General features: G+C 70.0%; 14 protein-coding genes and 1 pseudogene. 4 read left to right on the forward strand and 11 right to left on the reverse strand.

The annotated features are described in order from the left end of the window. Nucleotides 1–17: 17 nt before the first annotated feature. On the reverse strand, nt 18–548 hold the full coding sequence (locus ACFYRY_RS30755) for a DUF4232 domain-containing protein (protein ID WP_389152718.1): 531 nt from the start codon (nt 546–548) through the stop codon (nt 18–20). Between the two features lie 121 nt (nt 549–669). Beyond that, the gene (locus ACFYRY_RS30760; RefSeq protein WP_389152720.1) at nt 670–1,188 is read right to left on the reverse strand and encodes a hypothetical protein; all 519 of its coding nucleotides are present in this window, start codon (nt 1,186–1,188) and stop codon (nt 670–672) included. A 427-nt stretch (nt 1,189–1,615) separates the two neighbouring features. On the opposite strand from ACFYRY_RS30760, the gene ACFYRY_RS30765 reads away from it, so the two are divergent. Continuing rightward, nucleotides 1,616–1,882, forward strand: coding sequence for a DUF397 domain-containing protein (locus ACFYRY_RS30765; protein WP_356765514.1), 267 nt, complete (start codon nt 1,616–1,618; stop codon nt 1,880–1,882). Nucleotides 1,883–1,974: 92 nt separating this feature from the next. Here ACFYRY_RS30765 and ACFYRY_RS30770 read toward each other — a convergent pair whose 3' ends face one another. Further along, nucleotides 1,975–2,469, reverse strand: a complete 495-nt coding sequence (locus ACFYRY_RS30770) for an ATP-binding protein (RefSeq protein ID WP_389152723.1) — start codon at nt 2,467–2,469, stop codon at nt 1,975–1,977. 346 nt (nt 2,470–2,815) lie between these two features. Here ACFYRY_RS30770 and ACFYRY_RS30775 point away from each other — a divergent pair, with 346 nt between their 5' ends. The 3 genes and pseudogenes from ACFYRY_RS30775 to ACFYRY_RS30785 all read left to right on the forward strand — a co-directional run. Beyond that, on the forward strand, nt 2,816–3,640 hold the full coding sequence (locus ACFYRY_RS30775; protein ID WP_389152997.1) for a helix-turn-helix domain-containing protein: 825 nt from the start codon (nt 2,816–2,818) through the stop codon (nt 3,638–3,640). Nucleotides 3,641–3,751: 111 nt separating this feature from the next. Beyond that, nucleotides 3,752–5,212 carry an aldehyde dehydrogenase family protein gene (locus ACFYRY_RS30780; RefSeq protein ID WP_389152726.1) on the forward strand — a complete coding sequence of 487 codons (1,461 nt, stop codon included), beginning with the start codon at nt 3,752–3,754 and terminating at the stop codon, nt 5,210–5,212. Then, nucleotides 5,170–5,405: pseudogene (locus ACFYRY_RS30785) on the forward strand (transposase); the annotation flags it as partial. The gene ACFYRY_RS30780 and the pseudogene ACFYRY_RS30785, both read left to right, overlap by 43 nt. Nucleotides 5,406–5,546: 141 nt before the next feature. Here the strand turns inward: ACFYRY_RS30785 and ACFYRY_RS30790 are convergent. From ACFYRY_RS30790 to ACFYRY_RS30825, 8 genes are all read right to left on the reverse strand, one after another. Further along, complete coding sequence (locus ACFYRY_RS30790) at nt 5,547–6,632, reverse strand: alpha/beta hydrolase (protein WP_389152729.1); 1,086 nt, start codon at nt 6,630–6,632, stop codon at nt 5,547–5,549. An 8-nt stretch (nt 6,633–6,640) separates the two neighbouring features. Then, nucleotides 6,641–8,119: a M1 family metallopeptidase gene (locus ACFYRY_RS30795; protein ID WP_389152732.1), complete on the reverse strand. Its 1,479-nt coding sequence runs from the start codon at nt 8,117–8,119 to the stop codon at nt 6,641–6,643. A 62-nt stretch (nt 8,120–8,181) separates the two neighbouring features. Then, nucleotides 8,182–8,985 carry a M20/M25/M40 family metallo-hydrolase gene (locus ACFYRY_RS30800; RefSeq protein ID WP_389152735.1) on the reverse strand — a complete coding sequence of 268 codons (804 nt, stop codon included), beginning with the start codon at nt 8,983–8,985 and terminating at the stop codon, nt 8,182–8,184. 592 nt (nt 8,986–9,577) lie between these two features. Beyond that, complete coding sequence (locus tag ACFYRY_RS30805) at nt 9,578–10,477, reverse strand: NADP-dependent oxidoreductase (protein WP_389152737.1); 900 nt, start codon at nt 10,475–10,477, stop codon at nt 9,578–9,580. A gap of 96 nt (nt 10,478–10,573) precedes the next feature. After that, the gene (locus ACFYRY_RS30810) at nt 10,574–11,452 is read right to left on the reverse strand and encodes an NmrA/HSCARG family protein (protein ID WP_389152740.1); all 879 of its coding nucleotides are present in this window, start codon (nt 11,450–11,452) and stop codon (nt 10,574–10,576) included. Between the two features lie 103 nt (nt 11,453–11,555). Further along, on the reverse strand, nt 11,556–11,975 hold the full coding sequence (locus tag ACFYRY_RS30815; protein WP_389152743.1) for a MarR family winged helix-turn-helix transcriptional regulator: 420 nt from the start codon (nt 11,973–11,975) through the stop codon (nt 11,556–11,558). A 215-nt stretch (nt 11,976–12,190) separates the two neighbouring features. Further along, complete coding sequence (locus ACFYRY_RS30820) at nt 12,191–13,378, reverse strand: glycosyltransferase (protein WP_389152746.1); 1,188 nt, start codon at nt 13,376–13,378, stop codon at nt 12,191–12,193. Between the two features lie 53 nt (nt 13,379–13,431). Then, entirely contained in the window at nt 13,432–14,529 is a 1,098-nt protein-coding gene (locus ACFYRY_RS30825; protein ID WP_389152749.1) for an amidohydrolase family protein, read from the reverse strand. Nucleotides 14,530–14,605: the final 76 nt, after the last annotated feature.

The following is a 14,605-nucleotide window of genomic DNA, read 5'->3' on the forward strand; positions in this document are numbered from 1 at the left end:
CGGGAAGGTTCCTCGTCTCAGTCACCCGCACGAGTGAACGGCCCCACCGAGGCGTCCGGCGCCTTGCCGCCGCCCTTCAGCGCGACCGCGCCGTACGACCACCGGAAGCTCTTGGTGGTGTCGGCGTCCCCGGGCAGGCTGACCTCCAGGTTCTTGGCGGCGAGGCTCTTCGCGCCGTCCGCGCCACCGCGCACGTAGGTGAGAGTGAAGGTCGCGATCTCGCCCTTGGCGAGGGTCAGCTTCTCCGGCTTGGCGCCGCTCGCCGCGGGGACGGTCGTGACGGTGTCGCCGGCCTTCAGGGTGACCCCGGGGGCGCCGTTCAGGGCGCACGGCGCGCTCTGGTTGGTGAGGGAGACCGGGATGTTGCCCGTGTCCCCGGCGGCCGGAGCGGCGTTCGCCGGACCGACCTCCACGCCCAGCTGACCGACCTCGCAGGCGCCCCCGGCCTTGCCGGAGGTGCTGCCGGTGTCGTCGCTGCCGCCGCTGTCGCAGGCGGTCAGCAGGAGGGCCGCGGTGAGGGCGGTGACGGCGAGGGGAGTGGCGCGCATGTGGGGTCCTCTGGGGGCGAGACGGCGGTACGCGAGGATCATCCCGTACGAGGGGAACGTCACGTACGAAGGGGGCGCCAGGTACGCGGGTGGGCGCCGCGGTCGCCGCCCCCGCGCCGGTTCACGAGCCCAGGCTCGCCGTCGGCAGCCCGCTCGGCAGCGTTCCGCCCTCCGACCGGGTGTACTCCTCCGTACCGAGGCCGCTCTTCCAGGTCACCTTCAGTGACGTGCCGGTCACCGCGTCGACCACGCCCGAGGCCCGGTCCTTGTTGCCGTCCGTGCAGCTGAGACGGATGGTGCGGGCGCTCGACGCCTTCTTCGCCATGCCGCTGCACACGGAGCCGCCGGTGGTGAACAGCGCGGCCTGGTCGCCGGTGATCACCAGCGCCACGGCCTTGCCGCCGGTGGTGGCGAGCCAGCTCCCCTGGAGCTCGCCCGAACTGCCCGCGGACCCGCCGTCGCCGCCGGTGTCGGCGCCACCCGAGGCGGAGGCGGAGGCGGACGTGCCGGAGCCGGGGGAGGGCTCGTCCTCGGATCCGCTGTCGCCACTGCACGCGGTCAGCGCGAGCGCGCCCACCAGGGCGGCGGCCGTGGCCGCGACCCGTGTCCGCCGGTGTGTGTCCCACGTCGACCAGGTCACTGGAGGCTCCCAAGCTGTAGCGGTCGGCCCGGCTGGCCGGGAGGACCGCAGCAAGCTACCAGGACACCTTCAGCCCCGGAGCCCCGCACCCGGCCCCTCAGGTTGCCGCCGTCCCTCGAGTCGCCGACCGGTGTCCGAGAGATGGTCCATTCCGGACGATCTCCCCCGAGGGCGGAACAGGAACGCCGAAACGTACGTCTCTTCCAGCAGGGGGAACTTTCCGGGGGCAGGCCCGGGCGCGCGTGGCGTCGGCGGAGCGAGCCGGCGAGGCGACCGCCGAAGCTGTAACCACGGGGACACCCCGCGTGCACGTGCATCTGCAAGTGCATCCGTTCATGCGTCTGCACATGAACAAGGTTATGATCCGGGTCAATTGACCACCTGCATCAATGGCCTCACCAGCCAGTGCACCACCGGGGAGCGACCTGTGGACCACGACGTGTACGACGTTGCCGACGCGTCCGGCGTGTACAACGGTATGGCCGCCGCCCATCTGCGGGTGGCCTGGCAGAAGAGCCGGCACAGCAACTCGCAGGGGTCCTGCGTGGAGTTCGCCCGCCTGCCGGGCGGGGACGTGGCCGTCCGCAACTCGCGCTTTCCCGACGGTCCGGCGCTGGTCTACACCCGCGCCGAGATCGAGGCGATGCTGCTGGGCATCAAGGACGGCGAGTTCGACCACCTGATAGCGGGCTGATCTGCGCCCCGCGTCGCCGCGACGGAGGGCGTGCGGTGCCTGACGGACCGTAACGCGCGTAGAACTCGCACGTCAGGATGTGCCGCCAGGGTTCATTCGGCGGTGGGCAGCCGGAACAGGGCCCACACGACCTTGCCGCCCACCGTGCTCGCGAGCGGGTGCCAGCCCCAGCTGTCACTGAAGGAGTCGACGAGGAACAGGCCGCGGCCGGACTCCGACGAGAAGTCGTCGGTGTCGCGCGCGACCGGGCTCTCCTGGCTGGGGTCACGCACCGCGCACACCAGCCGCTCGGTCCACCGCATCAGGTGCAGCCGCACGGGCGGGCACTGCTCGGCGCGCGGGACGCTGGCCGGCAGCGCGTGCCGCAGGGCGTTGGTGACCAGTTCGGAGACGACCAGGCACACGTCGTCGAAGCGCTCGTCGAGGTCCCACTGGTCCAGTGTTCCGCGGGTGAACCGCCGTGCCTCGCGCACCGCTTCGTAGCGCGCGGGCAGGGCGCAGGAGGCGGCGTCGGACACGGCCGCGGGATCCAGCGGCGGAAGGCCCTGCCGTAAAGGCTTGAGCATGGTCGATCCATTCGTTCCCATGCGAGGCACTCCCGGGAATTCGCGGTCGTTGCGATGCAGCGGTGGCGCACGACCATGGTTTCGGATGCGCGGTGCAGATGCAAGGTGCAGATGCACGTGCACGTGACCGAATTGAGGCCTCCTGTGCCGCTTGTTGGCCATTTTTTCTGCCATCTTCATCCCTCTCTCCTGTCCGTTCTCCTCCCAGAACCTGCCCCACGTCCATGCGGAAACTTCGGGTTCTTTCCTTCTCTGTAATCGGACGAGTACTGCTCGAAGTGTTTTAGTGGCAGACTGCGGCACCTGAAGACGGTTGGGGAGGCTGGCGAACGTGAGCGCGGGAGAGCCCGGATCGGTGGTGCGGCGGATGCTGCTCGGCTCGCAACTCAGGCGGCTGCGTGAAGCACGCGGCATCACGCGCGAGGCGGCTGGATATTCCATCCGCGCCTCCGAGTCCAAGATCAGTCGGATGGAACTGGGCCGGGTGAGCTTCAAGACACGCGATGTCGAGGACCTGCTGACGCTGTACGGCATCACGGACGACGCGGAGCGCGCCTCGCTGCTCTCCCTCGCCAAGGAGGCCAATGTCGCGGGCTGGTGGCACAGTTACTCGGACGTCCTGCCGAGCTGGTTCCCCACCTATGTCGGCCTGGAGGGCGCGGCGTCCCTGATCCGCGCGTACGAGGTGCAGTTCGTGCACGGCCTGGTGCAGACCGAGGCGTACGCCCGCGCGGTCGTGCGGCGCGGCATGAAGGGCGCGAGCACGGAGGACGTCGAGCGGCGCGTGGCGCTGCGCCTGGAGCGGCAGAAGTGCCTCCTGGACGAACGCGCCCCCGAGTTCCACGTCGTCCTCGACGAGGCGGCCCTGCGCCGCCCCTACGGCGACCGCGAGGTGATGCGCGGCCAGTTCCAGCATCTGATCGAGATCTCCGAACGCCCCAACGTCCGGCTGCAGATCATGCCGTTCGGCTTCGGCGGCCACTCCGGCGAGAGCGGCGCGTTCACCATCCTGTCCTTCCCGGAGTCCGACCTCTCGGACGTCGTCTACCTGGAGCAGCTCACCAGCGCGCTCTACCTGGACAAACACGAGGACGTGGCCCAGTACGAGAAGGCGCTGAAGGAACTCCAGCAGGACAGTCCCGGACCGGACGAGAGCCGGGACCTCCTCCGGGGCCTCCTCCAGCTTTCCTAGAGTTATCCCCAGAAGGTTGCACTCTGTCCCCAACTCGCATGGCACACAAGTACGATGACGTGTGATCAGACCGAGGTATCGATCATGCGTTGCTAGTGACTTGGGGATCACATGTCGTCCTACTTCACCGACCTGGCTCAGCAGTACATAGCCGGTGAGTGGCGCCCGGGGACAGGTTCCTGGGACATCATCGACTTCAACCCGTACGACGACGAGAAGCTGGCGTCGATCACCATAGCCACGGTCGACGAGGTCGACGAGGCGTACCGGGCGGCCGCCCGCGCCCAGAAGGAATGGGCCGCGACCAACCCGTACGCACGCCGCGGGGTCTTCGAGAAGGCGCTGAGCCTGATCGAGGAACGCGAGCAGGAGATCAGCGAAGTGATCGTCGCCGAACTCGGCGGCACCCGGCTGAAGGCCGCCTTCGAGCTCCACCTCGCCAAGGAGTTCCTGCGCGAGTCGATCCACCTGGCGCTGCGCCCCGAGGGCCGGATCCTGCCGTCGCCGGTCGACGGCAAGGAGAACCGGCTCTACCGCCTGCCGGTCGGCGTCGTGGGTGTGATCAGCCCCTTCAACTTCCCGTTCCTGCTGTCGATCAAGTCGGTCGCCCCGGCGCTCGCGCTCGGCAACGGCGTCGTCCTCAAGCCGCACCAGAACACCCCGATCGTCGGTGGTTCCCTGGTCGCGAAGATCTTCGAGGACGCCGGGCTCCCCGGCGGTCTGCTCAACGTCGTCATCACGGACATCGCCGAGATCGGTGACGCCTTCATCGAGCACCCGGTCCCGAAGGTCATCTCCTTCACCGGCTCCGACACGGTCGGCCGTCATGTCGCCACCGTCTGCGCCGCGAACTTCAAGCGCTCGATCCTCGAACTGGGCGGCAACAGCGCGCTGGTGGTCCTCGACGACGCCGACGTCGACTACGCGGTCGACGCCGCGGTCTTCAGCCGGTTCGTCCACCAGGGTCAGGTCTGCATGGCCGCCAACCGGGTCCTGGTGGACCGTTCGATCGCGGACGAGTTCACCGAGAAGTTCGTCGCCAAGGTCAGGACCCTCAAGTCCGGTGACCCACGCGACCCCGAGACCGTCATCGGCCCGCTGATCAACTCCTCGCAGGCGGACGCCGTCTCAGGGGTCGTCGAGCAGGCGATCGCCGAGGGCGCCACGGCGCTGGTGCACGGCACCAAGACGAACAACCTGGTGGAGCCCTCGGTCCTCACCGACGTCCCGGCCGGCTCCGCCCTGCTCCAGCAGGAGGTCTTCGGGCCGGTCGTCTTCCTCATCCCCTTCGACGGCGCGGAGGAGGCCGTCCGCCTCGTCAACGACACCCCGTACGGCCTGAGCGGTGCCGTCCACACCGGTGACATCGAGCGGGGCGTCGCGTTCGCCCAGCAGATCGACACCGGCATGTTCCACGTGAACGACGGCACGGTCCACGACGAGCCCGTCGTCCCCTTCGGCGGCGAGAAGCACTCCGGCATCGGCCGCCTGAACGGCGACACGACGGCGGACGCCTTCACCACGGTGAAGTGGATCTCGGTACAGCACGGGCGGAGCGGGTTCCCCTTCTAGTAGGGCGCAAGGATCAGCGTCGGTGGGGGCAGGTCTGTCTGCGGGGGCTGCTGACCGATGGGCAGCGCAAGTCGGTCGAGCCGCTGGCCGCCCGCCCCGGGGAGGACGGCAATCGTCAGGCACTGGCCGACTTCATCACCACCAGTCCCTGGGACCCGGCGCACGTCCGGGCCGGCTCGCCTGGCGGAGGGAGTCGGTTTCCGCGCGGTGACGACGGCGTTGGCACCGGTGTGGCCGGAGCCGAGCAGCCGGAGACCGGATCGCCGGTGCAACCGCCGACCGGTGGTGAGCGGTGACCGGTCGGCGGTGCGTCCTGTCCGGCTTGCCCGGGGCATTACCGACGAGCCGGCACCACCCGCGTCGTCCCGGTCACGCCCGGCAGGGCCCGTTCGCCGCTCAGTACCGGCAACCCGTCCCGGTCGCCCTGGAGTTCATAGCGGAAGAACGCGGTCGCGTAGGCGGTCAGTGCGTCCTGCTGCCGGGAGGGGGCCAGTTCCTGGGCAGGGCAGGTGCTGTCGTCCTCACCGAACAGGTACGGCGGCGTCCATGTCGTGTTGTAGTAGTTGTGGTTCGCGCCCTTCAGCGAAATCGAGTAGTCCGTCGCGGTGTTCAGCCCGGTGACGTCGTCCAGGTACTCCTGGCCCCCCTCGCGGACGGCGCCGTCACAGGAGCCGGTGACCACCGCGAACGGCAGCTTGGTGATGAGCGTGTCGCTGTGGTCGCCCTCCGGGTCGTCGAACTTGACCGGAGCCAGCCCCAGGACCGCACGGACGCGCACACCGGCCGGCCATTCGCGCCGGTGCTTGTCCGATGCCTGCCACATCACGCCTTTACCGCCACGTGAGTGTCCCAGGGTACCGACGCGGGTCATGTCGACATGGCCCGTGAAGTCCGGTGCGACCGGCCGCCCGGACGGATCGACGAAGTGTCCTGCCAGCGGGCCGCCCTTGCCCGCGGCCAACTGCTGCCACAGCCTCAGGTGTTCGTTGACCAGCCGGGCACGGTCGCCGTAGTCGAAGGACGTCTGGTTGATGGCGTCCACGCTGATCGACACCACGACGAAACCGCGGGCGGCCAGCGCGGCGCCCAGATAGTCGTAGCCGCGGTAACTCGGGAACGGGCGCGAGCCCTCCGTGCAGGGCCAGTCAAAGGCGTCCTGGGAGTCACAGGCCCACCAGGAGCCGTGTGCCATGACGATCAGGGGGAGCCTGCCGGTGAGGTGCCGCGGATAGTGCACCCTCGCGCGCACCTCGCTGACCGTGCCGGACTCGGAATCGGTGAACGCCGTGTCACCCAGGTCGTACTCGGCGAGCGCGACCGAGCCGCCACTGTCCTGCGCCGTGGCGGGCACTTGTGCGCCCACCGACAGCAGGGCGGAGACGAGCAGCAGCGCGGCGGCCAGACGGATCGTGTTTCTCATGGGTGATCTCACGACCCGCTCGACGTAGTGCGCGCCGTGGCCGTTGCGCCGGCGTGTCCGGCTGCCGGGTCGAGCGATCCGAGGGATCCCGGGAAGAGGTATTTCTTCTCCGGAACGGTGGTGCCATGCACCCATGCGCTGAAGAAGCCGGTGAGGTCCTTGCCGGAGACCTTCTCGATGAGCGCCTCGAACTGCGGCCAGGACGCGTTGCCGTAGCGGTGGTCGCGCTGCCAGCGCTTGAGGGTGCCGAAGAACGCCGCGTCGCCGACCGTACGGCGCAGGGCGTGCAGCATCATGGACCCCTTGCTGTAGAGGGCGCCGTCCAGTTCACGGCCCTGGCCGGGGTCGTACAGCTTCGTCGTCCAGAACTCGGGGTCCGCCGCGCTCTCCTCCACCATGCCGCGGTAGAAGGTCTCGTCCAGATTGTCCCCGTCCTTCTCGTACCACAGCTGGACGGCGTACTGGGCGAAGCACTCGGCCAGGCAGCCGTCGCGCCAGTCGGAGATGGAGACGCTGTTGCCGAACCACGCGTGGGTGTTCTCGTGGACCATGGAGATGTCGAAGAACCCCCCGTGGTACGTCGGGCGGCTCTGTGTCTCCAGGGCGAGTGGGCCGTTGTCGTCTTCGTTGCCGGTGATGACGATCGCCCCGGCCGAGGAGAAGGGATACGGGCCGAACTTCGAGGCCAGGAAGTCGATGATCTCCGGCAGCTGCGCCTCCTTCTCCGGCTCGATGCGGGACCCGGGGCTGTAGGCGTTGATGACGGGGGTGCCGTCGATGAGCTTCGAGGTGCGCATCGTGAACTTGTCGATGGCGATGGTGCTGAGGAATGTGGCCATCGGCCGGTCCTCGTACCAGCGGAACGTGCTCGTGCCCTGCTGGGTGGTCGTGTCGCCGGGCTGCCCGTTGCCGACCACCGTCCAGCCGGTGGGGACCGTGGCCGTGAGCCGGAAGGTCGCCTTGTCCGAGGGGTGGTCGTTGGCCGGGTACCAGGCCGTGGCGGCGTGCGGCTCGCCCGACACGTTCGCGCCGCCGTCGGCGAGGGTGTGCCAGCCTTCGCCGACCGGTTCGCCGGAGTAGCGGACGCGTACGGAGAAGCGCGTGTTCTTCGCGATTGGCCGGGCGGGGGTGATGACGAGCTCGTGCGCTCCCTCGCGGGAGACCACGCGGGCGGGTGTGCCGTCCACGGTGACGGAGGTGACCTGGAAGCCTTCCAGGTCGAGGTGAAAGCGGTCCAGGTCCTGTATCGCGACGGCCCGCACCGTGGTATCGCCCTCCAGATGGCGGGGGCGGGCCGGGTCGTAGTTCACGCGGACGTCGTACTCGGATACGTCGTAGCCGGAGTTGCCGTCGTCGGGGAAGTACGGGTCACCGACGCCGGAGCCGCCGGGAGCAGCCGAGGCGGGCAGGGCGGTGAGCACGATTCCGGCGGCCAGGGCCGTGGCCAGGGTGGTGGTGCGGCGGCCATATTTCAAGCGGGCAGGCATGCGTCAGCTCCTTCAAGGCGTTCAGGGCGTTCAGGGGGAGGTGTCGAGAGGCCGGGACTGGGTCAGGGGCGCGCGGCGAGCTGCCAGACCGTGCTGATGAACGCGTTGGTGCTGGTCGTCTCGGTCACCGGGTCCACGTTCTCGACGCGGTCGCACGCCTGGTGAGTGCAGTCGTCGAGCCCTGTGGCGAAGCCACCCACCGGGATGCCCGCGTCACCGAACGAGACATGGTCGCTGCCGCCGATGCCGATCTTCACCGTGCGCAGATTTCGGGCCGCGAAGTACGCGTTGAAGGCCTCGGCCGCCGCAGGGTCGTCCTGGACGACGAGCCAGGGCCGGTTGTTCTTGGTGCCGGCCATGTCGACGTTCAGGTAGACGTCGATCCGGTCGCGTTCGGCGGCGGGCAACTCCCGCACATAGGCACTGGATCCCACCATTCCGGGCTCCTCAGCGCCCCACCAGGCGAAACGCAGATGATTGTTGGGCTTGAGGCCGGATTTGGACACCTCAAGGGCGGTAGCGAGCAGGGCGGCGGAGCCGGAGCCGTTGTCGTTGATGCCGGGGCCGGTCTCCACGCTGTCGAGGTGCGCCCCGGCGAACACGATGTGTTCGGGGTCGCCGCCGGGCCAGTCCGCGATGAGGTTGTAGCCGGTGGCGCCGTTGTGCGTGAAGCGGTGCAGGCTGGTTCGGAAACCGGCCTTGTCCAGCGCGGCTTTCACATAGGCCACCGAGTCGCGGTAACCCTGGGTGCCGTGGGCGCGGTTGCCGCCGTCGCGGTCAGCGATCCGCTGCAAGGCGCCCAGGTGCGGCATGACCTGGTCGGCGGTGACGACGGGCGGGGTGACGTCCGTAATGGGTTCGGCCATGGCGGCGGGGGCGCCGGCCACGACGGCGGCAGACAGGCCGAGGACCGCGGTCGCGCGGCGGAGGCGGGAGGATGTGCGGGGCCGGGGCGTGCGGGGGCCGGCTGTACGGTGACCTGGCGTGCTGATCGGGTGCATCGGTGCGCGTCTCTCCGAGGGGGGTTGATGGCGGGTGCGCCCGGGTGCCGGGCGCGGGAGTCCACGAACAGGGCGGTTGCGATGCCCTGGACTCCGGATGGAGAGACGGGGTTGCCGCGCACCGTGTTGTAAAGAGATGGCAAAGTGCCAGGAGTTGTATCCGGCCGCACCGCAGAAGGAACCGCCCGGCGGCGTCGCCCCGAGGCCGACGGTCTCGGACGCTCGCGCGGCGGCCTGTCTGCTGTCAGTCCCGGACGAGACAGATCGAGGACGTCTTCCTGAGCTCGGTCCAGGTCCTTGACCCCCAGGTCACGGTGGAGCTGCTGGGGCCGAGCGGGATCCGGCCACCTGCGGCAGGCAGGACCGGTGGAGGCGGACGAGCTGGCCGGGTTCGCCAGGACCGTGACGACCGGCCGGTGGGCTGCCGTCGTGCCTCCCCAGCCGGCCGGTGACTGAGCTACGGCCGCAGGATGAGCTTCCCGGCGGCGTGACCGCTCGCGCTCAGCTCCTGCGCCTTCGCGGCGTCCTCCAGCGGAAGACTCTGCGCGAGGCGCACCGTGAGCTTGCCGTCGGCTGCGAGGCGGGCGTACTCGCCGAGGCGGGAACCGAACGGGGCGCCGGGGCCGGAGAAGGTGACGCCCAGCTCGGCGGCCTTCGGATCGGCGATGGTGATGATCCGGTCGGTGCCGCCGCGCAGGTCGATCGACACCTCCAGGTCGCCCGCCCCCGCGGCGTCGTACACGGCGTCGATGCCCTGCGGTGCGGCCTCGCGGACCCGGTCGGCGAGGCCGGCGCCGTAGGCGACCGGGATCGCGCCCAGCGAGCGCAGGTAGTCGTGGTTGCCGGGGGAGGCGGTGCCGATGACCGTGGCGCCGCGGGTGACCGCGAGCTGAACACCGACGGCGCCGGACACACCCGCGGCTCCGTGCAGCAGGAGCGTGTCGCCTTCCCCGACGCGGAGGGCGTCGAGCACGCGGACCGAGGTCTCGACGGCGACGGGCAGTGCCGCGGCGAGGTCCCAGTCGAGGTCCGCGGGCTTCGGGCCGAAGTCGACGGCCAGCGCGTGCTCGGCGTACGCGCCGGTGACGGTCCAGCCCAGGACCTCGTCACCCACCGCGACGCCGGTCACGCCTTCGCCGACCTCGTCGACGACGCCGGCCGCCTCCACGCCGGGGATCACCGGGAACGGCGGCGTCATCTGCGGCCTCCACCCGTTTTGGATCTTGAGGTCGAGCGGGTTGACCGCTGCCGCCATGACCTTCAGCCGCACCTGTCCGGGTCCGGCGTGCGGCTCATCGACCTCTTCGAGGCGGAGGACTTCCGGGCCGCCGAACTCGGTGTAGGTGATCGCCTTCATGTCATGCTCCAGTGCTCGTCGCTCTAGGTGAAAGATCAACTTGGCCGGGACCGGTGGCGGCCGCACCGGCACTTCGACTAGTTCCGGCTCGGAGGCTCAGGAACCAGCCACGTTTGTGGGCGCGGTCCAGCCGGTGGATCGGATCCACTCGGCCAGGTCGAGGGTGGCCGGCTCGATCGCCCGCACCACCGCAAGATCCGACGGGTGTTCCGCCGCCTTCGCGAACTGGCGGAACATCGCCCTGTCGAGGTCGCTGGGAAGCACGCTCAACGGGAGGGCCTCGTACCGTGCCGGGAGCCCGGCGCGCGCGCCGAACGCCGCGGCGATCTGGGGGCCCGTCAGCTCGTCGCCGACGAGCTCGACGGCTCCGCCGGGTGCCTCCGCTGTGTCGAGCAGGAGCGCGGCGGCGACCCGGCCGACGTCCTTGACCGAGATCATCTTCAGGGCGACGTCCTCCGGCAGCGGCAGCCTCAGCACGATCTCTCCGTGCTCCAGGCTCGGTGCCATCTCCTCCATGAAGGGGGTCGGGCGAACCATCGCGGCCCGCAGGCCGGACTTCCTCAGGTGCTCCTCGATCGAGTGCTTGGAGTCGTGGTGCGGCACACCCCGCTCCCGGTCCGCGCCGAAGACCGAGTTGAACACGACGTGCGGGACGCGTGCCGCGACCGCCGCGTCGACGAGCGCGGTACCGATGCGGATCTCCGTCTCGACCTCTTCGAGGCTGTTCGCTTCCGGGGTCATGAAGTAGAACGCCTCGACCGCCGTCAGCGCGGCGGCCAGCGACGCCGGGTCGTCGGTCCGGATGGCCGCCAGCTCGACGCCGCGGGCGGCCAGCGCCTGAGCCCGGTCGGATTGCGGGTTGCGGACCAGGGCCCGCACCGTGGCCTTGTGGTCCAGCAGCGCGTCGACCGCCGCCCCGCCCTGTCGCCCCGTCGCGCCGAAGACTGCGATCGTGCCGGTCGTCTGTGTGCTCATCGCTGCCACCCTTCACTAGTTCATGGCGTGAACGAAATTAGTTCACGGCATGAACTTCGTCAAGATGCGGGTGTAGCGGGACCTCACGATGTGATCGGTTGATTCAGGTGGGCGAAGAGAGGTCCGAGGTGTCCACGATGGCGGTGGCCACGCGCTCGAAGTCGCGCTGGTCGTCGGCGTCGAGGTTCCTCGCGATCTCGGGCAGGCGCTTGGCGACCTCGGCGTAAATGGCCTCGGCGAGCACCTTCCCTGTGGGCGTCGCACTGAGCATGACCACCCGTCGGTCCTGCGCCGAGCTTGCCCGGCCGACCAACTCGCGCCGCGCGATGCGATCGACCAGCTGGCTCAATGCGTTCTTGTTCATACCCAACGACGCGGCGAGGTCAGCCATCTGCCGCGGCTCGTTCCTGATTGCGCAGAGCAGCGTGGCCTGCGAGGGGGTCAGGTCGAACTCGGCGCAGATCTGCGCGTACTTGCGCTGAATCACAACCGAGAGCCAGAAGAGCTTGTCGCCATAGTCCACGCCGACCTCCCCGGTCCGATCACGAACGACCAGCCTACTCGTCGCGGGTCGGCAGACCACGCCACTCACCAGGAGATGCGCACCTCCGCGAGGCCGGCCTGGCACTCCTCCCCCAGCCACTTTGATCGACTTACCCTGTCCCGTCACCCTCAGGTGGCGCCTCCGACACGGCCTTCGGACCAGGCCTCGTACCCCTTTTCCGTTACGGTCGCCCGTCAGTGGCCGGCGTCGGCCTTGGCTGCCTCGGAAGTGAGGTCTTCCACCACCTGCGCCCAGTCGGGGCGTCGGGCGATCTCGGTGGCGGCCTCACGGGCGCGGCGGTGGTAGCTGCTGTCGGGTTCCAGCAGTCTGGGCAGCACCAGGGCGACGGCCTCGGCGCATCCGACGTTGATCGCCGTGCCGGAGGCGGCGGCGCGGCCGGCGTTGAGGGGCTGGTCCGCGCCCTGGGGCCAGAGCACCATGGGGACACCGCGGGCCAGCGCGCCGAGGACGGTGCCCGCCCCGCCCGCGGCGACGACCACATCAGCGGTGGCTAGGAGTTCGTCGAGCGGGACGAACGGCACGTGGCGGACCTCCGCGCCACTGGGGCGGACTCCGTCGGCCGGCGCGGCCCGGCCGTGTTCCGGCGCCGTGTCGTCGTCGAGGGTGAGGGCGGAGCCGAGGGTGGCCAGCACGTTGACGTCATGGCCGGCCACCGCGTCGACCACCGAGGCGAGCACCGCGGGGTCGGAGAAGATGGTGCCGAGGGTGACCAGCACGGTGGGCTTGTCCGGGGCGTGGAAGGCCGGTAGTGACGCCGAGCCTTTCGTCCGCCGGTGGGCCCGGACCCGTACCGGCCGGACCGGGAGGGTGCTGTGGAACTCGGGGTCCTGCAGCAGCGGGGGGCAGGGGTCGAGGTAGCTCTCCGCCTCGGTGACCCGCACCCCGGCCTCCTCGTGCCGGGTCCGGGCCACGCCCGTGATGGCCTCCCGGATCACGGTCGGCAGGGCCGGTCCCAGGCCCGCCTGGTGCCAGGGGACGCCCAGGTGGGCCGCCAGCAGCGGGCCGACGGCGTCGAACGCCTCGGCGATGACGAGGTCCGGGGCGAACGCTCGGGCGCGGGCGACGGACTCGGCACCGCCCAGGTCCAGCCGGGAGCCGCCGAAGATCTCCCCGATGACCGCCGGAGTCGGGTGGAACACGTCGGCTCCGGTGCGGCGGGCGGCGTCCGCTGAGAACTCGCCCGGCATGCTGCCCGCGGCCAGGAACAGCACCCCGGGCGGCAGTTCCGGTGCGATGTCGTGCTGGATGGCCCCGGCGGTCAGCAGGGCGACGCTGTGGCCGGCCTCGGCCGCGGCCTCCATCAGCGGTACGAGCGGCAGGATGTGTCCGTGGGCCGGGACCGCGCTGAACAGGAATCTCATGATTGTCCTCGATGTCTCATGATCGTAGGGTGGTGCGATGCGCGGGGTCCTGCTCAGTTCTTCTTCGTCCCGGTCAGCCGGGGGAAGAGCTGTGCGGCGTTGCCGGAGAACATCTGGCGCTTCTCGGTGTAGCCCAGGGTGTCGGTGGCGGCCAGTTTCACGCCGAGGGCGGTGGCCACGGGTGCGCTCGTGAAGGGGTAGTCGCTGCCGTAGAGCAGCCGGTCGGCCGACACGAGGTTCAGCAGCGCCGGCAGGGCCCGGGGCAGCGCGAACCCAGCGACGTCGTAGTGCAGCTTCGACAGCGCTTCGATGACGTCCTTCGGGGGGATGTCCTCCATGGTCGCGAACGACGCGATCCGGTCGGCGAGTACGGGGAGTGCCGCACCCGCGTGCGGGACGATGAAGCGGATGTCGGGATACCGGCTGAGCACCCCCTCGTAGATGAGCTGCATTACGGCGCGGGTGGTGTCGAAGAGGAACTCGATGACGGGGCGCGGCCGGCCGAGCGCGGTCGACTCCCAGCAGGCGGGGGAGGTCGGGTGCAGGAAGACGACGGCCTTGCGCCGGTTCAGCTCCGCGAAGAGGGTGTCATCGACCGCGTCCACCAGGTAGGTGCCCTCGTAGTTGGTCTCCAAGACGACGCCGTCCGCGTCCAGCGCGTCGAAGGCGTGCCGGGTCTCCGCCAGCGCCGCGTCGGTGTCCGGCAGCGGCAGTGAGGCGAACAGCCCGAAACGGCGCGGGTGGCGGCGGACGAGGGCGGCGCCCTCCTCGTTGACCTGGCGCACGAGCCGGCGTGTCGTGGCCTCGTCGCCGAGGGCGAAACCCGGCGAGGACACCGACAGGACCGCGGACTTGACGTGCGCGGCGTCCATGAACTTCAGCGCATCGGCGGCACTCCAGTCAGGGATGCTCGGCATGCCGTCGGGGTGTTCCTGACCGGCGTCGATCAGCGCCTGCCGGTAGGCGGGGGTGATGTAGTGGGCGTGTACGTCGATGGCGTCGGAGAGCTCGAACTTCCGCCGGTCCCGCGCCTTCTCGGTGTCCCGCGTCGTGGCGAGTGCGGTTGCCCCGGCGGCCACGGTGGCGGAGGCACCCGCCGCGGCGGCGACGCCGAACGAGCGACGGCTGAGTCTGCGCTTGTGTACGGGCATTGCTTCTCTCCTTGACGGGGCCGGGCGCCCGTGTGGCGCCGCCCGGTCGACAGTAGGGCGGCGCGTGAACGGATCG

The sequence above is a fragment of the Streptomyces sp. NPDC005263 genome (assembly GCF_042872365.1).
Lineage (GTDB): Bacteria > Actinomycetota > Actinomycetes > Streptomycetales > Streptomycetaceae > Streptomyces.